At 68.5% G+C, this 21,854-nt stretch carries 23 protein-coding genes; 13 read left to right on the top strand and 10 right to left on the bottom strand.

Annotation, left to right across the window (positions count from 1 at the left end; all coding sequences use genetic code 11):
* Nucleotides 1-40 precede the first annotated feature (40 nt).
* From recN to Q7J39_RS06000, 3 genes are read left to right on the top strand one after another with little or no spacing between them, the layout of a single operon-like run.
* Nucleotides 41-1,738 (top strand): DNA repair protein RecN, encoded by a 1,698-nt coding sequence (gene recN, locus Q7J39_RS06010; RefSeq protein ID WP_304821443.1) that lies wholly within the window; start codon nt 41-43, stop codon nt 1,736-1,738.
* Entirely contained in the window at nt 1,731-4,079 is a 2,349-nt protein-coding gene (ligA, locus tag Q7J39_RS06005; protein ID WP_304821441.1) for an NAD-dependent DNA ligase LigA, read from the top strand. Before recN ends, ligA begins: the two co-directional genes overlap by 8 nt.
* Nucleotides 4,079-5,272, top strand: a complete 1,194-nt coding sequence (locus Q7J39_RS06000; protein ID WP_304821439.1) for a class I SAM-dependent methyltransferase — start codon at nt 4,079-4,081, stop codon at nt 5,270-5,272. The genes ligA and Q7J39_RS06000 overlap by 1 nt, the downstream gene beginning before the upstream one ends.
* On the opposite strand, the gene Q7J39_RS05995 is transcribed toward Q7J39_RS06000, so the two are convergent.
* Complete coding sequence (locus tag Q7J39_RS05995; protein ID WP_304821437.1) at nt 5,269-7,083, bottom strand: aminopeptidase P family protein; 1,815 nt, start codon at nt 7,081-7,083, stop codon at nt 5,269-5,271. The two genes, Q7J39_RS06000 and Q7J39_RS05995, sit on opposite strands and share 4 nt — an antisense overlap.
* A gap of 249 nt (nt 7,084-7,332) precedes the next feature.
* On the opposite strand from Q7J39_RS05995, the gene Q7J39_RS05990 reads away from it, so the two are divergent.
* The 3 genes from Q7J39_RS05990 (at nt 7,333) to Q7J39_RS05980 (ending at nt 8,911) form a co-directional block, all read left to right on the top strand.
* Nucleotides 7,333-7,887 carry a GNAT family N-acetyltransferase gene (locus Q7J39_RS05990; protein WP_304821435.1) on the top strand — a complete coding sequence of 185 codons (555 nt, stop codon included), beginning with the start codon at nt 7,333-7,335 and terminating at the stop codon, nt 7,885-7,887.
* Nucleotides 7,888-7,959: 72 nt separating this feature from the next.
* Nucleotides 7,960-8,301, top strand: coding sequence for a GIY-YIG nuclease family protein (locus Q7J39_RS05985; protein ID WP_304821433.1), 342 nt, complete (start codon nt 7,960-7,962; stop codon nt 8,299-8,301).
* A gap of 133 nt (nt 8,302-8,434) precedes the next feature.
* Entirely contained in the window at nt 8,435-8,911 is a 477-nt protein-coding gene (locus Q7J39_RS05980) for a carbonic anhydrase (RefSeq protein ID WP_304821431.1), read from the top strand.
* A 17-nt stretch (nt 8,912-8,928) separates the two neighbouring features.
* Here Q7J39_RS05980 and Q7J39_RS05975 read toward each other — a convergent pair whose 3' ends face one another.
* From Q7J39_RS05975 to Q7J39_RS05965, 3 genes are all read right to left on the bottom strand, one after another.
* Nucleotides 8,929-9,363 (bottom strand): hypothetical protein, encoded by a 435-nt coding sequence (locus tag Q7J39_RS05975; protein ID WP_304821429.1) that lies wholly within the window; start codon nt 9,361-9,363, stop codon nt 8,929-8,931.
* 68 nt (nt 9,364-9,431) lie between these two features.
* Entirely contained in the window at nt 9,432-10,298 is an 867-nt protein-coding gene (locus tag Q7J39_RS05970) for a 50S ribosomal protein L11 methyltransferase (protein WP_304821427.1), read from the bottom strand.
* 40 nt (nt 10,299-10,338) lie between these two features.
* A complete protein-coding gene (locus Q7J39_RS05965) occupies nt 10,339-10,803 on the bottom strand; it encodes a hypothetical protein (protein WP_304821425.1) in 465 nt (154 codons plus the stop codon).
* A gap of 252 nt (nt 10,804-11,055) precedes the next feature.
* On the opposite strand from Q7J39_RS05965, the gene Q7J39_RS05960 reads away from it, so the two are divergent.
* The gene (locus tag Q7J39_RS05960; RefSeq protein ID WP_304821423.1) at nt 11,056-11,226 is read left to right on the top strand and encodes a hypothetical protein; all 171 of its coding nucleotides are present in this window, start codon (nt 11,056-11,058) and stop codon (nt 11,224-11,226) included.
* 100 nt (nt 11,227-11,326) lie between these two features.
* Here the strand turns inward: Q7J39_RS05960 and Q7J39_RS05955 are convergent, their stop codons facing one another.
* Nucleotides 11,327-12,229, bottom strand: coding sequence for an alpha/beta fold hydrolase (locus Q7J39_RS05955; RefSeq protein WP_304821421.1), 903 nt, complete (start codon nt 12,227-12,229; stop codon nt 11,327-11,329).
* Between the two features lie 216 nt (nt 12,230-12,445).
* On the opposite strand from Q7J39_RS05955, the gene Q7J39_RS05950 reads away from it, so the two are divergent.
* Entirely contained in the window at nt 12,446-14,308 is a 1,863-nt protein-coding gene (locus Q7J39_RS05950; RefSeq protein WP_304821419.1) for a hypothetical protein, read from the top strand.
* Nucleotides 14,309-14,481: 173 nt separating this feature from the next.
* Here Q7J39_RS05950 and Q7J39_RS05945 read toward each other — a convergent pair whose 3' ends face one another.
* Nucleotides 14,482-16,824 carry a UvrD-helicase domain-containing protein gene (locus Q7J39_RS05945; protein WP_304821417.1) on the bottom strand — a complete coding sequence of 781 codons (2,343 nt, stop codon included), beginning with the start codon at nt 16,822-16,824 and terminating at the stop codon, nt 14,482-14,484.
* A gap of 119 nt (nt 16,825-16,943) precedes the next feature.
* Between Q7J39_RS05945 and Q7J39_RS05940 the strand changes: the two genes are divergently transcribed.
* Nucleotides 16,944-17,126: a hypothetical protein gene (locus Q7J39_RS05940; RefSeq protein WP_304821415.1), complete on the top strand. Its 183-nt coding sequence runs from the start codon at nt 16,944-16,946 to the stop codon at nt 17,124-17,126.
* Between the two features lie 2 nt (nt 17,127-17,128).
* A complete protein-coding gene (locus Q7J39_RS05935; protein ID WP_304821413.1) occupies nt 17,129-17,344 on the top strand; it encodes a hypothetical protein in 216 nt (71 codons plus the stop codon).
* 140 nt (nt 17,345-17,484) lie between these two features.
* Here the strand turns inward: Q7J39_RS05935 and Q7J39_RS05930 are convergent, their stop codons facing one another.
* Nucleotides 17,485-17,694, bottom strand: coding sequence for a ribbon-helix-helix domain-containing protein (locus Q7J39_RS05930; RefSeq protein WP_304821411.1), 210 nt, complete (start codon nt 17,692-17,694; stop codon nt 17,485-17,487).
* 135 nt (nt 17,695-17,829) lie between these two features.
* On the opposite strand from Q7J39_RS05930, the gene Q7J39_RS05925 reads away from it, so the two are divergent.
* Complete coding sequence (locus tag Q7J39_RS05925; RefSeq protein ID WP_304821410.1) at nt 17,830-18,597, top strand: Coq4 family protein; 768 nt, start codon at nt 17,830-17,832, stop codon at nt 18,595-18,597.
* A gap of 23 nt (nt 18,598-18,620) precedes the next feature.
* Here the strand turns inward: Q7J39_RS05925 and Q7J39_RS05920 are convergent, their stop codons facing one another.
* Both Q7J39_RS05920 and Q7J39_RS05915 read right to left on the bottom strand, forming a co-directional pair.
* Nucleotides 18,621-18,800: a DUF4169 family protein gene (locus Q7J39_RS05920; RefSeq protein ID WP_304821408.1), complete on the bottom strand. Its 180-nt coding sequence runs from the start codon at nt 18,798-18,800 to the stop codon at nt 18,621-18,623.
* The gene (locus tag Q7J39_RS05915; RefSeq protein ID WP_304821405.1) at nt 18,797-19,684 is read right to left on the bottom strand and encodes a DUF6807 family protein; all 888 of its coding nucleotides are present in this window, start codon (nt 19,682-19,684) and stop codon (nt 18,797-18,799) included. Before Q7J39_RS05915 ends, Q7J39_RS05920 begins: the two co-directional genes overlap by 4 nt.
* Before the next feature lie 129 nt (nt 19,685-19,813).
* Here Q7J39_RS05915 and Q7J39_RS05910 point away from each other — a divergent pair, with 129 nt between their 5' ends.
* A complete protein-coding gene (locus Q7J39_RS05910) occupies nt 19,814-20,050 on the top strand; it encodes a DUF2171 domain-containing protein (protein ID WP_304821403.1) in 237 nt (78 codons plus the stop codon).
* A gap of 41 nt (nt 20,051-20,091) precedes the next feature.
* Here Q7J39_RS05910 and Q7J39_RS05905 read toward each other — a convergent pair whose 3' ends face one another.
* Complete coding sequence (locus Q7J39_RS05905; RefSeq protein ID WP_304821401.1) at nt 20,092-21,294, bottom strand: pyridoxal phosphate-dependent aminotransferase; 1,203 nt, start codon at nt 21,292-21,294, stop codon at nt 20,092-20,094.
* Nucleotides 21,295-21,431: 137 nt separating this feature from the next.
* On the opposite strand from Q7J39_RS05905, the gene Q7J39_RS05900 reads away from it, so the two are divergent.
* Nucleotides 21,432-21,845: a hypothetical protein gene (locus tag Q7J39_RS05900; protein WP_304821399.1), complete on the top strand. Its 414-nt coding sequence runs from the start codon at nt 21,432-21,434 to the stop codon at nt 21,843-21,845.
* Nucleotides 21,846-21,854 lie beyond the last annotated feature (9 nt).

The following is a 21,854-nucleotide window of genomic DNA, read 5'->3' as shown; positions in this document are numbered from 1 at the left end:
CCGCTTTCAGCGCGTCTGATTCCAGGCGATCTTCCCCGCCATGTTGATCGGACTTTGGATCCGCGACGTCGTGCTCATCGAGGCCCTGGACCTGTCCATCGGCCCGGGGCTGACGGCGCTTACCGGCGAGACCGGCGCAGGCAAGTCGATCATTCTCGACGCCCTGGGCCTGGCGACAGGCGCGCGCGCCGACGCCGGCCTGGTGCGGCAGGGTGCGAGCCAGGCCATGGCCTCGGCCGTCTTCGCCCCGTCCCTGGACCATCCCGTCTGGGAGGTGCTGGAGGAGAAGGGGCTGGCCTATGCCCGCGACGAGGATCTGGTCCTGCGCCGCACGCTGTCGGTCGATGGCCGCAGCCGCGCCTTCGTCAATGACCAGGCCACCAGCGTCGGAGTCCTGAAGGAACTGGGCCAACACCTGCTGGAGGTGCACGGCCAGCACGAGACCGTCGGCCTGCTGGACGCCCGCACCCACCGGCCGCTGCTGGACGCCTATGGCTCGCTGCGGCCCCTGGCCAAGGCCGTGGGCGAGCGTTGGACCGCCTGGCGTGACGCCCGCGCCAAGGCCGACGCCCTGCGCGAGGCCGTCGACCGCGCCGCCGCTGACGCCGAGGAACTGACCTTGCGGCTCTCAGAACTGGACCGCCTGGCGCCCCGGGAAGGCGAGGAGACGGTGCTGGCCGAGGAGCGCGCGATCCTCGGCGCCGCCGAAAAGGCCATCACCGACATCAATGACGCGCGGGGCGCCTTCGAGGGCCTGAACGCTAAGCTGGCCTCGGCCGTCCGCGCCGTGGAGCATGCCCGCGCCCGCGCCGTCCAGGCCGGAGCCGCCGAGGACGGTCCCGCCGTCAGCCGGCTCACCGCTGCCAGCGCCGCCATCGACCGGGTGTTCGGCGAGGCCCAGGAGGCCGAGGCCGCGGTGGACGCCGCCGCCGAGGCCTTCGATTTCCGCCCTGACCGCCTGGAGAAGGCCGAGGAGCGGCTGTTCGAACTGCGCGGCATGGCCCGCAAGCTGCAGGTCTCGGTCGAGGAATTGCCCACCCTGCGCGTCCGCTTCGCCGAGCGCCTGCGGGCCATGGAGTCCAGTGAGGACGACCTGAAGGCCGCCGACGCCGCCGTGGCCCAGGCCCGCGCCGCCTATATGGCCGAGGCCGAGAAGCTGTCGGCCGCCCGGCGCGCCGCCGGCGAACGCCTGGCCACCGCGGTCATGACCGAACTGCCGCCGCTGAAACTGGACAAGGCCCGCTTCCGCGTCGCCGTCGAGACCCTGGCGGAGGATCGCGCAGGTCCCACCGGGACCGACCGCGTCGCCTTCGAGATCGCCACCAATCCCGGCGCGCCGTTCGGCGACCTGGGGGCCATCGCATCGGGGGGCGAACTGGCGCGTTTCGCCCTGGCGCTGAAGGCCGCCCTGGCCGGCCGCGCCGAGGGTGTGCAGCCGCTGATGATCTTCGACGAGGTGGACCAGGGGGTGGGCGGCGCCGTGGCCGACGCCGTGGGCCTGCGCCTGCGCCGTTTGGCCGCCGACGCCCAGGTTCTGGTGGTGACCCACAGCCCGCAGGTCGCCGCCCGCGCTGACGCCCATTGGCGGATCGCCAAGGCCGGGGACGGGGAGCGCCTGCGCACCGCCGTGGAGACCCTGTCGCCCGCCGACCGCGAGGAAGAGATCGCCCGCATGCTGGCCGGCGCCCAGATCACCGATGCGGCCCGCGCCGCCGCCCGGGCGCTGATGCATGCTTAAGACCGCCAAACCCGTCGCCGACCTGGATGAGGGGGAGGCCGTCGAGGAGCTGACAAGGCTCGCCGACGAACTGACCGCCCATGACCTCGCCTATCATCAGCAGGACGCGCCGACGGTCTCGGACGCTGACTATGACGCGCTCAAGCGGCGCAACCTGGAGATCGAGGCCCGCTTCCCTGGGCTGATCCGCGAGAACTCGCCGTCGCTGCGGGTGGGCGCGGCGCTGGCCGAGCAGTTCTCGCCAGTGGAACACGGCGTGCCGATGCTCAGCCTCGACAACGCCTTCTCCGATGAGGAGGCCTTGGAGTTCGACGCCCGCGTGCGGCGTTTCCTGAGGGCCGACGCCGAGCCCATCGCCTACACCGCCGAGCCCAAGATCGACGGGCTGTCGGCCTCCCTGCGCTACGAGAAGGGCGTCCTGGTCCAGGGGGCGACGCGGGGCGACGGGCGGGTGGGGGAGGACGTCACCCAGAACCTGCGGACCGTAGCCGACATCCCCCACCGGCTGAAGGGTTCGGGCTGGCCTGATGTCATCGAGGTGCGGGGCGAGGTCTATCTGGGCCATGAAGGTTTCGCGGCGCTGAACGCCAACGCCGAGGCGGCGGGGCAGAAGACCTACGCCAATCCACGCAACGCCGCGGCCGGCTCGTTGCGGCAGATCGATCCGAAGATCACGGCGAACCGGCCCCTGAAGTTCTTCGCCTATGCCTGGGGCCTGATCAGCGAACCCTTCGCCCAGACCCAGTGGGAGGCGCTGGCCAAGCTCAAGGATTGGGGTTTCCAGACCACGCCGCAGTCGCAGCGGGTGGTGGGCGCCGATGGCCTGCTGGCGGCCTATCGGGAGATGGAGGCCGCGAGGCCCAAGCTCGCCTTCGATATCGACGGGGTGGTCTACAAGGCCGATCGCCTGGATTGGCAGGCCCGCCTGGGCTTCATCACCCGGACGCCGCGCTGGGCGATCGCGCGGAAGTTCCCCGCGGAGCGGGCCCGGACCGTGCTGGAGGCCATCGACCTGCAGGTGGGGCGCACCGGGGCGGTGACGCCGGTGGCCAGGCTGCGTCCGGTGACGGTGGGCGGCGTCGTGGTGGTCAACGCCACCCTCCACAACGCCGATGAGATCGCGCGCAAGGACCTCCGCGTCGGCGATACCGTGATAATTCAGCGGGCGGGCGACGTGATCCCGCAGGTGGTGGAGGCGGTGCTGGCGGAGCGGCCGGCCGACGCCGTGCCCTTCGAGTATCCGACCCATTGCCCCTGTCCGCTGCGAACGCCGCTGGCCCGCGAGACCACGGCCTCGGGGGCCGAAACCGTGGTGCGCCGTTGCACCGGGGAGTTCGCCTGTCCCTTCCAGCGCATCGAGCATCTGCGGCACTTCGTCAGCCGCCGGGCCTTCGACATCGAGGGCCTGGGGGAGAAGCAACTCACCGCCTTCTACGAGCGCGGCTGGATGCGCGAGCCGGCCGACATCTTCCGGCTGGCGAGGGACGAAGCCCGGCTGGAGGAGCTGCGCGGCTCCGACGGCTATGGCGACACCAGTATCGCCAACCTGGTGGCCGGCATCGATGAGCGGCGCAAGATCCCGCTGGACCGTTTCATCTTCGGCCTCGGCATCCGGCACATCGGCGAGACCACGTCGCTGGCCCTGGCGCGCCACTACGAGACCGTCGAGGCCTTCATCCAGGCCGGACAGGCGGCGGCGCAGCAGCGGCCAGGCCCCGACTACCTTGCGCTCTCCACCCTGGATGGCGTCGGTCCCACGGCCCTGGAGGCGATCATCGCCTGGGGGCGAACCAAGCCGGCCGCCCTGATCCCGGCCGAGGCCTCGATGGACGAGCGCCTGCGGCTCTCGATCCCGAAGATCAACAGCCGGGCGCGGCAGGCGCTGGTCGACTTGTTCGGCGACTGGGCGACCTTCGAGGCCGCCGTGACCCAGGCTGCGGGCCAGGGCCCCGGCGAGGACTTCCTGGAATTGGCCACCGTGGACGCCGTCGGCGTGGTGGCGGCCCGGATGATCGCCGAGTTCTTCGGCGAGCCGCACAATCGCGACATGGTGGCCAATCTCGCAGCCGAGCTGCGGGAGGTGCAGGCGGTCGCCAAGCCCAAGACCGACACCGCCGTGGCCGGCAAGACCATCGTCTTCACCGGCGCGCTGGAGAAGATGACCCGCGACGAGGCCAAGGCTCAGGCCGAGGGGATGGGGGCCAAGGTTTCCGGCTCGGTCTCCAAGAAGACCGACCTGGTGGTGGCTGGCCCCGGCGCGGGCTCCAAGCTGAAGACCGCCACCGATCTCGGCATCGAGGTCATCACCGAGGACGAATGGCTGGCCCTGGTGGCGGGCTGATGCCCGACGCCCCGCCCACGATTGAGGACGAGCTGAAGATCGGCCTGCAGCGGCTGCGGGAGCATATGCTGAACCTGGCCGAGCTGATCTTCGACCGGGTGGTGGTTAAGGCGCCGGAGAACGCCGTGGCCCTGCGGCTGGCCGGCGTGACCAAGCACAAGCTTGGCGACAGCGGCTCGGCCCTGGAGCGCCTGCGCGCCGCCACCGCCCTGGCGCCGGAGGTCCAGATCGGCTGGTGGGACCTCTCCATCGTGCTGCGCGATGTCGGGGAGGGCGAGGCCGCCGCCCAGGCCCACGCGCGGGCGGTCAGCCTGCTGGGAACCGATCCGCAGGCGGTGGCCCTGCCGCCGCTGGCCCAGCTCTCGCTCTCCCCCGACCGCCTGGTCCACGGCTTCACCATGGTGGACTACCCCTATACTGCCACCGTCCGGTATGGCTCGGGCCGGCCGTCCCACCCTGAGCTCTCCGCTCAGATCGGCGCGGGGCGGGACCGATACTCAGCCTTCCTCGAGGAACTGGGAGAGATCCAGGGCGACTTCGCCCAGATCCCGCTGGGCGGAAACTACGACGACCCGACGCCCTTCTGGCTGAACAGCTGGTTCCCGGCCCTGGACGCCATGGCGCTGACCCAGATGCTGCGGCGGCACGATCCGCAGCGCTTCGTGGAGATCGGCTCGGGGCTTTCCACCAAGTTCGCGCGCCGCGCCGTGCAGACCTATGGTCTTCGGACCAAGCTCGCCTCGATCGATCCTGAACCCCGCAGCGAGGTCGATGGCCTCTGCGACCGGGTGATCCGGCAGCCTCTGGAACGGGTCGACCTGACGTTGTTCTCGGCCCTTGAGGCCGGCGACATCCTGTTCCTGGATTCCTCGCACCGCAGTTTCCAGGGTTCGGACGTCACGGTGTTCTTCCTGGAGATCCTGCCGCGACTGAAGCCCGGGGTGATCGTCCACATCCACGACATCTACCTGCCCGACGACTATCTGAGCGGCCATCTCTGGCGACTGTGGAACGAGCAGTATCTGCTGGCCACCGCCCTGCTGTTCGGCGGCGACCGCTTCGAGGTGCTGTTCCCGGCCTGGTTCATCGGCCGCGATCCGGCGCTGTCGGCCCAGGCCAAGGGGCTGCTGCAGAAAGGTCCGCTGAGCGGCGTCGACCTCTATGGCGCGTCGTTCTGGATGCGGACCACCTAGAGCGGCGCGCAGGCCTCTTCCATCCAGGCCCGCACATCGGCCGCGACGCGGGGCCCGACCACGGCGAGGACCCGGGCATGGTAGGCGTCCAGCTGGTCGCGCTCGTCGGGGGTGAGCAGGGACACCTCGATCAGGCGGCGGTCGATAGGGGCCAGGGTCAGGGTTTCGAAGCCGAGCATCGGGCGTTCGCCGCCGAGGATGGGGGCGGCCTGGGTGACATACTGCAGGTTCTCGATGCGGATGCCGTAGGCGCCTTCCTTGTAGTAGCCGGGCTCGTTGGAGAGGATCATGCCGGGCTGCAGGGCCACGAAGTTGGGGAGCTTTGAGATGCGCTGCGGGCCCTCGTGGACGCCGAGATAAGAGCCGACTCCGTGGCCGGTGCCGTGGTCGAAGTCGAGGCCTCGGGCCCAGAGCGGGGCGCGGGCAAGGATGTCGAGGGCCGAGCCTGTGGTGCCGGCCGGGAAGCGGATGGCCGCGAGCGCCAGGTGACCCTTCAGCACCAGGGTGAAGCGCTCGCGCATCTCCTGCGTCGGATCGCCGATGGCGACGGTGCGGGTCACGTCGGTGGTGCCGTCCAGGTATTGGGCGCCGGAATCCACCAGCAGCAGGGAGCCTGAAACCGTCTTCTTGTTCAGCCGCGTGGTGGGCCGGTAGTGGACGATGGCGCCGTTGGAGGCCGCGCCGGCGATGGTGTCGAAGGAGAGGTCCTTCATCGCCCCGGTCTCCTCGCGGAAGCTCTCCAGCTTGGTGACCACCTCGACCTCGTCAGGCAGGCTGGTCTGGGCCTCGGTGGCCAGCCAGTGGAGGAAGCGGGCCAGGGCCACTCCGTCGCGGGCATGGGCTTCTGTGGTTCCCGCGATTTCCACCGGGTTCTTGGTGGCGCGGGGCAGGGCGCAGGGGTCCTCGCCGCGCACGACCTCGGCGCCGGCCTGTGCCAGGGCTTCGAAGTACCAGGCCGAGGAGAGTGCCGGGTCCACCAGGACGCGCTTGCCCTTCAGGTCGGCCAGAGCGCCCGGCAGGTCGTCGGGGGCTTCCAGGGTCACCTGGTTGCCGAGCCAGGTCGGCAGGTCGGCGGTGACCTTGGCGGGATCGAGGAACAGGCGGGCCGTGCCGTCCTTGTTGAGGATGGCCTGGGACAGCGGCAGAGGCGAGCGGATCACGTCGCCGCCGCGCACATTGAACAGCCACGCGATAGAGGAGGGCGCGGTCAGGACCGTGGCGTCGGCGCCCCTGGCGGCCAGGGTCTTGCCGATGCGGGCGCGTTTGTCGGCGGACTCCTCGCCGGAATGTTCCAGGGGGTGGGCCACCACCAGGGCGGTGGGCGGGGCGGGACGCTGCGCGCCCCAGGCCTGATCCAGGGGATTGGCGGCGACCGCCTTCAACTGCGCGCCGGCGCGGGCGGCGGCGGCCATCAGGTGATGCAGGGCGTCGGGGCTGTGCAGGCGGGGGTCATAGCCGACCACCTGGCCCTTGGCCGTGGCGGTCTCCAGGTAGGCGGGCACGCCGCCCTCCACCAGGTCGCGGATCTCGAAGGTGCCTTCGTCCACCTGGTCGCGGACCTGCAGGGTGTAGCGGCCGTCGACAAAGACGGCGGCGCGGTCCTTGAGGATCACCGCCGCCCCGGCCGAACCGGTGAAGCCGGTGGCCCAGGCCAGCCGGTCATTGGCCTCCGGCAGATACTCGTTCTGGTGCTCGTCCTCGTGCGGCACGAGGAAGCCGTCCAACCCCTGCGCAGCCATGGCCTGACGGATCAGCGGCACGTGGCGGGGGCCGAAGGAACGGTCGGTGGTTTCTTCGAAGGTCTGGCGCATGGTGGCATGTAAGCCGTTCGGGGCGCGGCCGCAAAGGGCCGAAGCTTGCGGTTTGAAGCAAAGCTCGGCTACAAATCACCCATGGTTCGCGCCTTCGCCTCGGCTAGCAGCAATTCCAGCGGTCCCCTCGGGGTCGTTCGGACGCGCCTGCCTTGAGCTAGAGCGTCTTCGAACCAGACCCCGCCCATATCGGCCGGGGTCTGGAGAGACCGGGAACCCGTCCGATCCTTCTTGAAATCGGAGCGTTCCATGACCCCACCCTGGCTTCCCATCGAGACCGAGCGACTGCTGCTGCGCGACTTCCGCGAGGCGGACTTCGACCCCATCCACGCCTACGCCACCGACCCGGAGGTCATCCGCTACATGACCTGGGGCCCCAACACCCTGGAGGTCACCCGCGAGGTGCTGGACCGCCACCTCGAACGGCAGAAGACCTGGCCGCGGGAGCAGCTGGACCTGGCGGTCGAGGTGAGGGCGACGGGCGAGATGATCGGGGTGGTCTCCCTGCACGACGCCAACACCGACAACAGTTCGTTCGGCTACTGCTATAGCCGCGGCGCCTGGGGGAAGGGCTATGGGACCGAGGCCGCCCGGGCGCTGGCCAGGATCGCCTTCACGGAGCTGGGCCACCACCGCATCTGGGCCACCTGTGACGTCCGCAACCATGGCTCCTACTTGATCATGGAGAAGTTGGGGATGCGTCGCGAAGGCCATCTGCTGAAGAATACCCAGGCCCATGACGGCTGGCGCGACAGCTATGTCTACGGCCTGCTGGCGGAGGAATGGCGGGCCGGGAACTGCTAATTATATCCGGGTATAATTGACGGGGGCGGGTCCAGGCGTTACAAGGCCCGCCTCCAAACCAAGGATCAGACCGTGGACAAGCAGCAACGCCGCGACATCGCCCGCGCCTACAAGGAGCGGAAGGTCTCCGTCGGGATCTTCAGCCTGCGCTGCGAGCCGACCGGCGAGACCTGGCTGGGCCTGAGCCGCAATCTGGACGGGGCGGCGAACGCCGCGCTCCTGGGCCTCAAGATGGGGTCCCATCGCAACAAGGCGATGCAGGCCGCCTGGACCGCCCACGGCGCGGACGCCTTCACCTATTCGGTGGTGGAAACCCCGGAGGAGGACCTCGGCCCGATCGGCAAGGAGGACTGGCTGAAGGCGCGCCTGCGACACTGGATCGCGGCGCTGGAAGCCCATTCCATCGTGGCGTAAAGCTTGACCAGAGGGTTTGGTTAAGCGCCTCGCGGCAAGCTCCCTCAGCTCAAGCGCTCGGAGACCGCCCATGACCTGTTGTTCCAAACATGCCAACTGGCCTCAACTATCCCGTCGCGGGGTGATGGGCGCCATGGCGCTGGGAGGCGGGGTTCTGCTCAACGCCGGCTTGAAGCCAGGGGTGTCGCGGGCCGGCGGGCACTGTGAGGCCCTGCTGCTGACCTGCATGGACTACCGGCTCAACAGCGAGGTCGAGCACTACATGACCGCTCGCGGTCTGAAGCACAAATACGATCACATGATCCTGGCGGGTGCGTCCCTCGGCGCCTTGAACGACAAGTACGCGGTGTGGAACGAGGTCTTCTGGGCCCACCTCGACCTCGCGGTGCAACTGCACCAGGTCCATCGCTTGATGGTGATCGATCACCGCGACTGCGGCGCCTACAAGCTGGTGCTGGGGGAGGCGGCGGTGAAGGACGCCGACACCGAGTTCAAGAGCCACGTGAAGCAGCTCTACGCCCTGCGATCCCAGGTCACGACCAAGCACCCCCACATGGAGGTTGAGCTTGGTCTGATGGGACTGGATGGGGCGGTCACACAGATCGTCTGACCGCCCCTCCGTTCGCCCTACTGGGGCGCGCCGGTGGCGTCCTGAGCCGCGTCCGTCGCGGCGGCGGCGCTGTCCTGGGCCGCCTCGGCCGTGCGGTCGGCGGCGTTGCGGGCGCTGTCGGCGGCGGCCTGGGTCGCGCCGGCCATGCTGGAGGCGGCGTTGGCCGAGGCTTCGCTGGCGGCTTGGGCGGCGGTCTGCGCCTGGCTGGTGGCGGTCTCCATCATCGCCTCGCTACGGCCGGCGTCGGTCGCGGCCTGCAGGTCGGTCGAGGTGGCGTTGTTGTTGAACATGAAGACCAGGCCGACGATGGCGACCACGGCCACCAGGGCGGCGATCCACCAGCCGGCGTTGCTGGAGCCGCTGGAGGCGGGCGCGGCGCTGTATTCCGTGCGAACCGTGGCCGGCTGTTCGACGACGGTCTTTTCGACATAGGGGTCGTTGGGATTGCTCATGGTGCGTCCTCAAAATCGGCGGTGAAGACCACCGTCGAGGCGAGAACGCCGCTCGCTCCCGCCAGTTCCTAGTTCCGCTTGATCACCAGGGTGGCCCAGGCGTCGCGGTGGATGCGGCGGACCAGGGTGAAGCCCTTGGAGCGGTAGGCGGCCAGCACCCGGCGCTCCTGGGTGCGCAGCAGGCCTGAGAGGATGGCGACGCCGCCCGGCTTCAGGGCCAGCTTGATGTCGTGGGAGAGGGCCACCAGCGGCGGGGCCAGGATGTTGGCGAACACCAGGTCGTAGGGCGCCTTCTCCCGGACCGAGGCGTGGCCGAGGCCCGAGGCGTGCAGGAAGCGCACCTTGGCCTTGTTGAGGGTGGCGTTCTCGCCGGCGATGCGGACCGAGGGGGCGTCGATGTCGGTGCCGACCGCGATGGGCGTGCCGGTGCGGGCCGCAGCGATCGCCAGGACGCCCGTGCCCGCGCCGACATCCAGCACGCGTTCGTAGCGGTGGGCCTTCAGCAGGTCGTGATAGGCCTGAAGGCAGCCGACGGTGGTGCCGTGGTGACCGGTGCCGAAGGCGGCGCCCGCCTCGATGCGCAGGTTGACGGCGTTGACCGGGGCGCGGCCCTTGTCGTGGGCGCCATAGACGAAGAAGCGTCCGGCCCGCACCGGCGGCAGGCCCGAAAGCGCCATGGCCAGCCAGTCGGCGTCGGCCAGTTTCTCCACCAGCACCTTGAGCTGAGGATAGCCGGCCAGGGCGGCGGCGAAGTCCCGGCTCTCATCGTCGGTGGTCGGGAAGGCGTCGATGCGCCAGACGTCGCGATCCTCGTCCTCCTCCAGGATGGAATAGGTGACGCCCTCCAGCATGGGATCGGCGTCGATGGCTTCTGCGGCGGCTTCGGCCACGGCGCGGGGGCCACGGGCGATGATCTGAACGGCGTCTGTCGTCATGCGCATCCGTCTAGAGGCGCGGACGCCGAAAGGCGAGAGCTTAGGCCGGCGGGGGCGCGGCTTCCTCGGGCGACGCGTCCAGCGGGGGAGGGGCGTGGGCGGCCTGCAGGCCTGCCAGGATGTCGCCGCCCATGGACGGATAGGAGGGCGGAGGGGCGGGCTCCGACTCATACTTTACAGGCGCCAGGCGGACCGGCGGATCGGCATAGCTCACGCGCTCCGGCTCCGGCTCCGGCTGGGGCTCGGCCTGAGCCATCTCCACGGGGTGGTCGGGCTGGGTCCAGTCGGTGCCGATCACGTAGTCGGGGACCTGGCCGCCATAGCTGGTCCAACTGGCCGTCTGCTGGAAGCCGGGGCCGAGCCGCTCACCACTCTGGCCCGCGAGCAGTTGCGGGCCGTCGAGGTCGGTCATCACACGGAGGTCGGGTTTGGCGGCGCCGCCAAGGATCAGGCCCGCCACGGTGGCGATGGCCATTCCGTAAACGGCATGCCGCAGATCGCGCATCTCTCGACTCCCTTGCTTCCGACTATAGCGCGCGACGGGCGTTCTGGTTCAGCGAAGATCAGACTGTGCCAAATCGATGCGCGGCCCTGACGCCGCCCGCCCGCCCAGGGCCGGCACTCGCCCAGCAGGATATGTCGAACGCCCGAAGTTTCATCCCACGGGGCATGTGCCGACGGGGCGGCTGGCCCTGCTCTTGCGCTGGACTTGGCTGGACCTGCGGTCTCCACGCCGGTTCGCCTGAAGGAGACGACCATGACCCTTGAAGCCCTTGAGGCAGAGACCTCGGACCCGTTCTTCGACCATTGGGCGCCGATGCTGCTGGTCGAGGTCGCCAACGCCGTGGCCTTGGTGCTGCTGGTGCTGTTCTGGCCGGTCTTCGCCCTGCTGGACCGGCTGCCGGCGGCGAAGCCGATAGCGGCCTAGAGCTGTTCCCGTTTCGAATGAATCGAAACGGGGCTCTAGATTCCTAACCTGGTCGCTCTTCCTGACCGCCTGACTTGATACAAGTCAGGCGGGAAACGCTCTAAGCGCTCTCTCGCGCCCGCGACGTGGCCCGTTCGATGAGGTCGGCGATGCGCGGGATGAGCTGGTGCGGCAGGTCGTGGCCCATGCCGGGGATGGTGTGAAGCTCCGCGCCCGGAATTGAGGACGCGGTGTCCTGGCCGCCCTCCACCGGAACCAGCGGATCGGCCTCGCCGTGGATCACCACGGTGGGCGCGGTGATCCTGGCCAGCAGCGGACGGCGGTCGCCGCAGGCGACGACGGCGGCCATCTGGCGCGCGCGGCCCACCGGATAGTAGGCGCGGCGGGCGTCGGCGCGGATACGCTCGATCTGGATCTCGTCCGGAGTCGGGTAGTCGGGGCTGCCGATCACCTTCGAACTCTCCAACCCGCTCCACACATGCTTGTCCATATCCACCGCCGGATCGATCCCCGGCTTGGTGAGCGCCGCCATGGCCTCGGCCTTGGCCGGCGGCAGCGCGGGATTGCCGGTGGTGGACATGATCGAGACCAGGGAGAGGGTCCTCTCCGGATGGTTGGCCGCCACCAGCTGGGCGATCATGCCGCCCATCGACGCCCCGACGATGTGGGCGCGCTCGATCCCCAGAACCTCCAGCAGGCCGACGCTGTCGCGGGCCATGTCGTCGAGGTGATAGGGCGCCTCCGGCGTCTGGCCGCTCATCAGGGCGGTGTAGATCGCGGTCATGTCGGGCTCGCCATGCTCTTCGAACCGGTGGGAGAGGCCGACGTCGCGGTTGTCGTGGACGATGACACGGTAGCCCCGGTTGGTGAGTTCGCGGATGAACTGCGGCGACCAGCGGGTCATCTGGGCCCCGAAGCCCATGATCAGCAGGACGGCCTCGCCCTTTTCCGGGCCGTAGACGGCGTATTCGAGGGGGATGCCGTTGGCGGTGATCTGGGGCATGGGCCCTCCCGAGCGTCTGAGTGATTGATGGTCACTCTGCTTGCGAAGCCCCAGGTCCGCAAGGCCACGCAGGGATGCAACTCTTTGCCGCACGACCGGGCAAAGAGTTTAGCTTTCCCGGCGACTCAAAGGAGAGTCAAACAGCGTTGATCGGCGTCTTGAGAACGCCTTCCGTCGCTGCCCGGACCCCGGCGAAAAGCGACCTGGAGAAGAACCATGCGATCGCCTGCCGACATGGACATCGTCCAGATCGACATCAGCACCAAGTGCCACCTGAAGTGCTCCAACTGCACCCGGCTGATCCCGCACCAGACCCAGCGCGCCGACATGGAGCTGGAGACCTTCGAGCGCGCCGTGCAGAGCATGGAGGGCTGGAACGCCCCCAACAAGCTGATCGGAATCATCGCCGGCGAGCCGACCTTGCACGCCAATTTCGAGCAGATCTCGCTGCGCTTCGCCGAGCTGTGGGGCGGGGACAACACCAACAACGGCAAGTTCCCGATCAAGGACTTCAACGACTTCGCCAATCAGCGGCTGTTTGACCGCTCGAACGGCCGCGGCCTGTGGACCAGTCTCGGCGCGGGGTTCTACCGCAACTACGAGACCATCATGTCGGTCTACAGCCACTTCAACACCAACACCCACGAGTCCGCCGGCCAGCACCAGGCGCTGTTGATCACCCGGGCCGACTACATCGCGGCCACCGGCATCTCCGAGCTGCAGTGGGAAGAGAACCGCGACAACTGCTGGGTCCAGAAGCTCTGGTCGGCCACCATCAACGACAAGGGCGCCTATTTCTGCGAGGTCGCCGGGGCCATCGACCGGCTGTACTTCAACGGCAAGCACGCCTGGCCCGTCGAGCACGGCTGGTGGCAGCGCCAGCCCGGCGACTTCGGCGACCAGATCGAGCTCTGCAACTACTGCGCGCTCGCCCAGCCCGGCCCTTCGCAGCTGGACATCCTCGAGCGCGACATCATCAGCCCGCAGCACCGCGACATCCTGCGCAAGCTGGGCAGCCCGGCGATCAAGAAGCACAACTACGAGATCTTCGACCGCGAACTGCACAAGCAGAAGCGCGAGGTCGAAAGCCGCGACAACTATGTGGGCGAGGGGGGCGCCGGGCGCCGGGTCGGCATCGGCCACAACTCCACCAAGCCCAAGAAGCTGTCCTGCGTGCTGGTCTCGGTGGGCTACGGCGACATGCTGGCCCAGACCCTGCCGCGCAACATCGACCAGTTCGACGACATGATCGTGGTCACCACGTCGACCGACCTGCGCACCCAGGAAGTGGCCGCCGAGCACGGGGCGACGGTGGTGATCTCCGACCGCTGCTTCGACGACGACCACGCCTTCAACAAGGGCAAGATGCTCAATGACGGGCTGGCGGTGCTGAAGGAGCCGGACTGGATCGTCTTCACCGACGCCGACATCGCCGTGAACCCGCAGCTGCGCGACGTGATGTTCGGCCACTCATGGAACCCGGGCTGCCTCTACTTCACCGCGCGGCGCGACAACGCCCCGGTGGAGGGCCAGTTCGACAAGGTGAACCTGGAGCCCAACGGCTACTTCCAGCTGTTCAACGCCAAGGCCAAGGCGATCCGCGACACCTGGCCCAAGATCGTCAGCGAGGAATTCTGCTCGGCCGGCAGCGTCGACACCTGGTTCTTCCAGCAGTGGGACACCGCCAACCTGATCGGCATCACCGATATCGAGGTCGACCACATCTCCTCGACCTCGCTGGGCCTGAACTGGAACGGCGTCGATCCGCAGGCGCAGGAGGGCAAGTGGCGCCAGCTGGGCATCCTGACCACCAACGGCTTCTCGTCGTTCCTGGGCCTGGAGACCATGCCGCCGGTGATCAAGCTGACCGATACCAAGTTCGGCCAGACCATCGTCATCGAGACCAAGGACCTGGAGAGCTACGCCCGCATCATTCCGTCGGGGCTCGAGTTCCTGGGCAAGGACCTGGGCAAGAGCCACATCCACGTGGCCTTCAAGGACGGGGGAGAGCCGCCGGAGATCTCGACGCTGGCGCCGACGGTGCTGGCGGCGCCGGTGGCTGAGCCGGTGCCGGCGTAGGTTTCCTTCTCCCCTTGCGGGAGAAGGGTGGCCCTGCGGAGCAGGGTCGGATGAGGGGTCGATCGACCTCTCGGGTTAGAGCGCTTGTAAGTTCAGCGGAGAGGGGAGCGTGACCCCACATCCGACCGGTCTTCGACCGGCCACCTTCTCCCGCAAGGGGAGAAGGAAAACGGTCACCCCTTCTCCACGAAGCTGTCGATCACCTTCTTCTCGCCGGCCTTGTCGAAGGCGACGGTGAGCTTGTTGCCGTCGACGCCCTTCACCTGGCCGTAGCCGAACTTCTGGTGGAAGACGCGGTCGCCGCGCTTGTAGTCGCTGGCCGCCGAGCTCTCGGCCACCAGGCGGCCTTCACCCTCGATGACCTGCTGCCGGCCCGGATGGCTGCCCTGGTAGCCGCGGGACTGGGCGCGCTGCCAGCCGGGGGAGGAATAGCCGGAGCCGAAGGCCGGCGTGGCGTCCCAGCTGCTGCCGTGCTGCTGCTGCATGCCGGGGCCGCCGCCGTAATAGCCGGTCTCTGATGAGGCCTCGACATTGGCCAGGGGCAGTTCGTCGACGAAGCGGCTGGGGAGCTGGCTGGTCCAGCGGCCATAGACCATGCGGTTGGCGACGAAGGAGATGCGCGCCTCCTCGCGGGCCCGGGTGATGCCGACGTAACCCAGGCGGCGTTCCTCCTCGAGGCCCTTCTCGCCGCTCTCGTCCATGCTGCGCTGGGACGGGAAGACGCCTTCCTCCCAGCCGGGAAGGAAGACCAGGGGGAATTCCAGGCCCTTGGCGGCGTGCAGGGTCATGATCTGCACCGCGTCGGCCTGGGGCCCGCGGTCCATGTCCATCACCAGGGAGACGTGCTCCAGATAGGCCTGGAGGGTGTCGAAGGCGCCCATCGACTGGACGAGTTCCTTGAGGTTCTCCAGCCGGGTCTGGGCGGTGGGCGTCTTGTCCAGGCGCAGGGCGTCGGTATAGCCGCTCTCCTCCAGCACCTGCTCGGTGAGGCGGGCGTGGTGCAGGGTCTCGGCCTGGCCGCGCCAGCGGTCGAGGTCGCGGATGAAGTTGGAGAGCGCGGTGCGGGTCCGCGCCGCCAGCTCGTCTGTCAGCACCACCTCGCGGGCCGCGGTCATCACCGGCACCCCGTTCAGCCGGGCGATCTGCAGCAGCTTCTGCACCGTGGTGTCGCCGATCCCGCGCTTGGGGGTGTTGACGATGCGCTCGAAGGCCAAATCATCGTCCGGCGACTGGATCAGCCGCAGATAGGCATGGGCGTCGCGGATTTCGGCGCGCTCGAAGAACCGGGGGCCGCCCACCACCGTGTAGGGGATCGACAGCAGCACGAAGCGCTCCTCGAAGGCGCGCATCTGGAAGGAGGCGCGCACCAGGATGGCCATGTCGCGGTACTTGCGCGGCTCCTTCTCCGTGCCGCCCTTCCGGGCGCGCTCGATCTCGTCGGCGATCAGCCGGCTCTCAGCCTCGCCGTCCCAGACGCCGCGCACGATGACCTTCTCGCCGCCGTTCTGCTCGGTCCACAGGGTCTTGCCCAGGCGGCCCTTGTTGGCGCTGATCAGGCCCGAGGCGGCGGCCAGGATGTGGCTGGTGGAGCGGTAGTTGCGCTCCAGGCGCACCACCGTCGCGCCCGGGAAGTCGCGCTCGAAGCGCAGGATGTTGTCCACCTCGGCGCCGCGCCAGCCATAGATCGACTGGTCGTCGTCGCCGACGCAGCAGACGTTCTGGCTGGCCTGGCCCAGCAGGCGCAGCCACAGGTACTGGGCGACATTGGTGTCCTGGTACTCGTCCACCAGGATGTAGCGGAACCGGCGGTGGAACTCGGCCAGCACCTCGGGTTGGCTCATGAAGATGGTCAGGTTGTGCAGCAGCAGGTCGCCGAAGTCGCAGGCGTTCAGCACCCGCAGCCGCTCCTGGTAAAGGCGGTAGAGGGCCTGGCCCTTGCCGGCGGCGAACTCCTTGCCCTCGTTGGCGGGCAGGCGGTCCGGCGTCCAGCCGCGGTTCTTCCAGTGGTCGATCAGGCCGGCCAGGGTCTTGGGCGTCCAGCGCTTGGCGTCGACGTTCTCGGCTTCCAGCACCTGCTTGATCAGGCGCTCCTGGTCGTCGGTGTCGAGGATGGTGAAGTTCGACTTCAGCCCCACCAGCTCGGCGTGGCGGCGCAGCACCTGGGCGGCGACGGAGTGGAAGGTGCCCAGCCAGCGCAGGCCCTCGGCCTGGGGGCCGATGATGGCGGTGATCCGTTCGCGCATCTCGCGGGCGGCCTTGTTGGTGAAGGTCACCACCAACAGTTCCCAGGGCTTGGCCCGACCGGTGGCCAGGATGTGGGCCAGGCGCGTGGTCAGCACGCGGGTCTTGCCGGTGCCGGCGCCGGCCAGCACCAGGACCGGCCCCTCGGTGGCCTCCACGGCCGCCCGCTGCTCGGGGTTCAGGCCTTGGAGATAGTCGGGGCCCTGCACGCGCGCGAGATCGCTGATCCGCGGGGCGGGGAGGGGGGTGTCTTCAAACGAGTCATAGGACGACATTGGAACATATGTAGCACATCGGCCGGATGACTTAAGGCCTCCTGCGCCGTGATATGGGCCAAAGGAACCGTCACCACCGAGGTTCGTTGTCCTCCCGACTTTAATCCTGGGAGGCCGATATGGCTGAGAATTCTGGAAATGGCTCAACACCCGTCCTGGCCTTCATCGTCGGCGGCCTGTTGGTGGTCGTCGCGGTGATCGGCTTCATGATGTATTCGGGCGGCGGCTTCGGCCAGTCCAAGAGCCTGGACGTCAATATCAAGGCGCCGGACATCTCCGCGCCCGCCAAGCCCGCAGGCTAACCGTGGCGCAGAGCTCCACCGGCAGCGGTCCCTGGCTGGCCTTCCTTGTGGGCGGGCTGATCGTGGCCGTCGCCGTGATCGGCTACTTCGTCTATGCGGGGCGGCAGGCCGCGCCGGATCTCGGCGGCAATGTCGATATCAATCTGAGCCTTCCGAACCCGCCGCCAATGCCGGAGGGGCCCAGGCTGCCAGATGCGCCTATCCCCGTGCCCAAGTAACAGAGTGTCATCCCGGATTCGCGAAGCGAAGACCGGGACCCAGAAGCACAGATCCATCCTGTACGCCCCGCGCATATGGGTCCCGGACAAGCGCTAGCGCGCTTTCCGGGATGACACTTTTGGGGTGCCTGCGGCTTGCTCTAACCCTTCGCGAAGGTCAGCGCCGCCACCCGGCAGGCGGAGGCCAGGGGCCGCTCGCCGCGGGTCTCGTCCAGGCGCGCGATCATGGCCGCCAGGCTCAGGGATTGGTCCTGGGCCATCTCCTCCAGCACCGCCCAGAACTCCGGCTCCAGCGCCATCGAGGTGGCGTGGCCGGCGAGCAGGATCGAGCGTTTACGCAATCTGGGCATTTGCACCCTTAGTCTCAGGCCGCAAGGTGGCGACGCAACAGTCTTCAGCTGACGCGCGCCGTTCGCAAAGAGGGCTTGCCAAAAAATGACGCTGGCGTCATCTTTAATCCGAACATGGTTCAAGAGGTCCTGCCCATGACCGCCGCCGCCGTCCTCGATCTGAAGACCCGCCCCCTGCCCAAGCCGAAACTACAGTGGCGCGCTGCGCTGCGCGCCCTGGGGCGGCTGCTGAAAGACAAGGAGGACACCGGCCAGGTGTTCGAGATCATGCGGGCCCTGAACGGCACCGCCACCCGCGACTGCTATCTGAAGCTGATGACCACCGTGCAGGGCGGGCGCATCGCCTATGCGCGGGACGAACTGGCCGCCAAGCTGATGGACGACGCCTGGCTGGACGCCTTCGCGCCCGGCACCGTCGGCGCGGCCTATCGCGACTTCATCCGCACCGAGCAACTGTCCGCCGAGGGCCTGGCCGAGATCAGCCGCATGGGCGACGACAAGGGCGTCGACCTGCAACACCCCTATGCCTGGATGGGTCGGCGCACCCGCGACGTTCACGACATCTGGCACATCCTCTCGGGCTATCACCGCGACGGCCTGGGCGAAGCCTGCCTGGTGGCCTTCTCCTACGCCCAGACCAAGGGCCTGGGTTGGGCCCTGATCGGCCTCGGCGCCGCTGTGCGCAGCCGCGGAACCGGCCAGCCCTACGCCAAGGCGATCTGGCAGGGCTATAGGCGGGGCAAGGCCGCCGCCTTCCTGCTGGGCGAGGACTATGACCGGCTGCTCAACGAGCCGCTGGAGGCCGCCCGCAAGCGCCTGAACATCACGCCCGCGACGCTCTACAACTCCATCCCGCAGGCGGCTCGCGACTGGAGCCCTGAGCAGATGGCGATGGCCGCCTGACGCCCGGCCGGGTCGGGGAGGGGCTAGTCCTTCTCCCGCTTGGCGCCGTCCAGCAGACGCACGACCTTGTCGGCCTGCGCCTTCTCCACGACCTTCTCGCCCTTGGTGCGGCCGAACTTGGCGCGGTTGGCGGCGGCCGTGACCTTGGCGGCGTCCTTGGCCCTGGCCTTCTTGGCCTTGTTGAAGTTGACGACGTCGTTCATCGCGCCGCCGACTCCCGGGGCTGGATGACCAGGGTGGATTCCAGGTGCAACGGCCGTTCAATCGGCACCGCGTAGGGCGCGCGGCCGGGGAAGACGCAGTTCTGCATCGACAACTCGCGGCGCAGGATCCAGCGGGTGATCGGCTGGCCCTGAGCCTTGCAGGCCAGACCCACGGCCCAGGCCGGATAGGCGGCGGCGACGGGCCAGGCAAAGCCCATGGCCGGACCGGCGGCGACGGCCTCGACGGCGGGCGTCACGTTTTCGCCGCGCGACGCGAAGCTCAGGCGGTCGGGCTGGACCAGGCGCAGGGAGAAGCCGCCATAGCCCTTCACGTCGTCGCTGCCGCCGAGCGAGAGGCCCGGCACGCGGGCGGTGATCTTGGTGTCGAACTCGATCCGCTGGCCGGCCCTGGTGGCGGGGCGAAGGGTGACCTGGGTTACCTCGCGGGCCACATAGGTCAGCTCGTTCTTGGAATTCACGATCCAGTCGACGTCGAGGGTCAGGACCCCGGACCCGTCCGGCTGCCCCTGGAACTTTGTGCCGCGCACGAAGAAGGTCAGGCCCTTCATGAACCAGCCATCGGCCACCACCTCGTCGCCCAGGCGGACCTGATGCCAGGACCAGAACAGGCCGCGCTGGTGCAGATGGTCGGCGGGGCGGTCCTCGGTCAGCACCGTGCCGTCCGGCGCATAGAGCGGATGGACATAGTTCAGCCGGCCGGGCTCGGCGGGGTCGTTGGTGCGGGTCCGGTAGACCAGCACCGTGCGGCCGTTGTCGGTCAGGGTGACGCTGTCGGGCGCCAGCTTGGCGTCGATGGCCGCCCGGGCGGTTCCGGCGGTCGACAACATCAGCAAGGCGGCTAGGGCGGAGGCGAGCTTGATCATGGGCGCAGCCTAGCTTTCCCGGCGCCGTCGCGCACCTAGGCGTCGATGAAACTTTGGAAAGCCCAACGACATGAAACTTGGCCGTGACCTCGGGTGTTTGACCGGAACACCATTCACGAGGAGACCCGTATGATCTCGACCTTAGACATCCGCGAGCACATGGAAGTTGTCGGCTCCGACGGCGGCCACGTCGGCAAGGTGGACCACGTCCTGGGCACGGATATCGAACTGTCCAAGATAGATTTTGGCTCCGGCCTCAAGCACCACCTGATCCCGCTGACCTGGGTCGAGCAGGTCGTGGACGACAAGGTGCAGCTCAACATGACCAAGGACGCGGCCAAGGCGGCCTGGCGCGAAAAGCCGTAGCGCGAAACTCCCTGCCCGGTTCGGGCAGGGAGGTCGGGGTCTTATTTCAGCGAGGCGCAGAAGCGTTGGATGCGCCCGCAGGCGTCCTCCAGCACACTGTTGGCGGTGGCGTAGCTGATGCGGAAGTAGGGCGAGAGGCCGAAGGCCGCGCCGAACACCACCGAGACGCCCTCCTGCTCCAGCAGTTCGACGGCGAAGTCGGCGTCGCTGCCGATCACCTTGCCGCTGGGCGCCGTCTTGCCGATCAGCTTTTCCACCGACGGATAGACGTAGAAGGCGCCTTCCGGGGTCGGGCAGTGCAGGCCGCTGGCCTGGTTCAGCATGGAGACCACCAGGTCGCGGCGCTGTTCGAACAGCTTGGCGTTGGGCTTGATGAAGTCCTGCGGGCCGTTCAGCGCCTCGACCGCCGCCCATTGCGAGATGGAAGAGGGGTTCGACGTCGTCTGGCTCATGACCTTGGCCATGGACTTGATCAGGGCCTCCGGGCCGGCGGCGTAGCCGATCCGCCAGCCGGTCATGGCGTAGGCCTTGGAGACACCGTTCATGGTCAGGGTGCGGTCGTAGAGGGCCGGCTCCACCTGGGCGATGGTCCAGAACTGGAAATCGCCGAACACCAGGTGCTCGTACATGTCGTCGGTGAGGATCCAGACGTGCGGATGGCGCAGCAGCACGTCGGCGATCGCCCGCAGCTCAGCCTTGGTATAGGCCGCGCCCGAGGGGTTGGAGGGCGAGTTCAGGAAGACCCACTTGGTCCTGGGCGTGATGGCGGCTTCCAGGTCGGCGGGCTGCAGCTTGAAGCCGGTGGCGTCGGAGGTGGCCACGGCCTTTGGCGTGCCGCCGGCCAGCAGCACGATATCCCAGTAGCTGACCCAGTAGGGCGTCGGGATGATCACCTCGTCCCCCGGGTTCAGGGTCGAGAGCATGGCGTTCCAGATCACCGGCTTGCCGCCGGGCGAGACGTTCACCTGGGAGGTCTTGTAGGTCAGGCCGTTCTCGCGCTGGAACTTGGCCACGATGGCTTCCTTCAGCTCAACAATGCCGTCGACATTGGTGTACTTGGTCTTGCCGTCGCGGATCGCCTTGATGGCGGCTTCCTTGATGTTCTCCGGCGTGTCGAAGTCGGGCTCGCCCGCGGCCAGGGAAATCACGTTCCGGCCCTGGGCTTTGAGTTCGCGGGCTTTCGCGTCCGCCGCCAGGGTGGCGGAGGGACTAACGCGGGACAGCGCGGCGGATTCAAGCGACATGGCGGGGAAACTCCCGGTCGAAGGGTTTAAGAGGAACGGGCCGGGGTGTAGCCGAAGGGGGCGGCAAGGCAAAGCCGCGAAGCGTCCGGAACACCCATTCGCCGCGCCCGTTTGCCCAAAGGTCACAGGAGACCCCCATGAAACGCGCCGCCTTCGCCGTTCTCGCCGTCCTCTCCCTGGCCGCCTGCGGGCGCAAGGCCGAGGGCCCGCCGCCGCCGCCGCCGATCGGCGGACCGCCGCCCACGCCGCCCAAGCCCCTGCCGCCGCCGGCCTCCTATATCGGCCGCTGGGCGGCGACCGCGCAGCTCTGCGCCACCGGAGCCTGGGTGTTCGAGGCCGACAAGGTGTCCACCGCCGGCGAGGTGAGCTGCCAGTTCGGGTCCGTGTCGCCGACCCCTACCGGCTACGTGATCCAGGCGAGCTGCACGGCGCAGGCCCCGCCGCAGGCCAAGACCTTCACCCTGACCCTGCTCGGCGGCACGCCGCCATCGATGACCGTGGCGGGCGGACCGTGGTCGGCCCCGGTGACCCTGCATCTCTGCGCCGGCTGACTTGACCCT

Source organism: Phenylobacterium sp., from assembly GCF_030651185.1.
Taxonomy (GTDB): Bacteria; Pseudomonadota; Alphaproteobacteria; order Caulobacterales; family Caulobacteraceae; genus Phenylobacterium.
This window is presented reverse-complemented; position numbering and strand designations above follow the sequence as displayed.

Coding starts and splice junctions, on each gene's coding strand:
- ligA (WP_304821441.1), top strand. CDS start 1,731: ATGCTTAAGACCGCCAAACCCGTCGCCGACCTGGATGAGGGGGAGGCC.
- Q7J39_RS05945 (WP_304821417.1), bottom strand. CDS start 16,824: ATGTCGTCCTATGACTCGTTTGAAGACACCCCCCTCCCCGCCCCGCGG.
- Q7J39_RS05980 (WP_304821431.1), top strand. CDS start 8,435: ATGGCGCTGGGAGGCGGGGTTCTGCTCAACGCCGGCTTGAAGCCAGGG.
- Q7J39_RS05920 (WP_304821408.1), bottom strand. CDS start 18,800: ATGAACGACGTCGTCAACTTCAACAAGGCCAAGAAGGCCAGGGCCAAG.
- Q7J39_RS05915 (WP_304821405.1), bottom strand. CDS start 19,684: ATGATCAAGCTCGCCTCCGCCCTAGCCGCCTTGCTGATGTTGTCGACC.
- Q7J39_RS05900 (WP_304821399.1), top strand. CDS start 21,432: ATGAAACGCGCCGCCTTCGCCGTTCTCGCCGTCCTCTCCCTGGCCGCC.
- Q7J39_RS05990 (WP_304821435.1), top strand. CDS start 7,333: ATGACCCCACCCTGGCTTCCCATCGAGACCGAGCGACTGCTGCTGCGC.
- Q7J39_RS05995 (WP_304821437.1), bottom strand. CDS start 7,083: ATGCGCCAGACCTTCGAAGAAACCACCGACCGTTCCTTCGGCCCCCGC.
- Q7J39_RS05930 (WP_304821411.1), bottom strand. CDS start 17,694: ATGCCCAGATTGCGTAAACGCTCGATCCTGCTCGCCGGCCACGCCACC.
- Q7J39_RS05960 (WP_304821423.1), top strand. CDS start 11,056: ATGACCCTTGAAGCCCTTGAGGCAGAGACCTCGGACCCGTTCTTCGAC.
- Q7J39_RS05955 (WP_304821421.1), bottom strand. CDS start 12,229: ATGCCCCAGATCACCGCCAACGGCATCCCCCTCGAATACGCCGTCTAC.
- recN (WP_304821443.1), top strand. CDS start 41: ATGTTGATCGGACTTTGGATCCGCGACGTCGTGCTCATCGAGGCCCTG.
- Q7J39_RS05940 (WP_304821415.1), top strand. CDS start 16,944: ATGGCTGAGAATTCTGGAAATGGCTCAACACCCGTCCTGGCCTTCATC.
- Q7J39_RS05950 (WP_304821419.1), top strand. CDS start 12,446: ATGCGATCGCCTGCCGACATGGACATCGTCCAGATCGACATCAGCACC.
- Q7J39_RS05970 (WP_304821427.1), bottom strand. CDS start 10,298: ATGACGACAGACGCCGTTCAGATCATCGCCCGTGGCCCCCGCGCCGTG.
- Q7J39_RS05965 (WP_304821425.1), bottom strand. CDS start 10,803: ATGCGCGATCTGCGGCATGCCGTTTACGGAATGGCCATCGCCACCGTG.
- Q7J39_RS06000 (WP_304821439.1), top strand. CDS start 4,079: ATGCCCGACGCCCCGCCCACGATTGAGGACGAGCTGAAGATCGGCCTG.
- Q7J39_RS05975 (WP_304821429.1), bottom strand. CDS start 9,363: ATGAGCAATCCCAACGACCCCTATGTCGAAAAGACCGTCGTCGAACAG.
- Q7J39_RS05910 (WP_304821403.1), top strand. CDS start 19,814: ATGATCTCGACCTTAGACATCCGCGAGCACATGGAAGTTGTCGGCTCC.
- Q7J39_RS05905 (WP_304821401.1), bottom strand. CDS start 21,294: ATGTCGCTTGAATCCGCCGCGCTGTCCCGCGTTAGTCCCTCCGCCACC.
- Q7J39_RS05925 (WP_304821410.1), top strand. CDS start 17,830: ATGACCGCCGCCGCCGTCCTCGATCTGAAGACCCGCCCCCTGCCCAAG.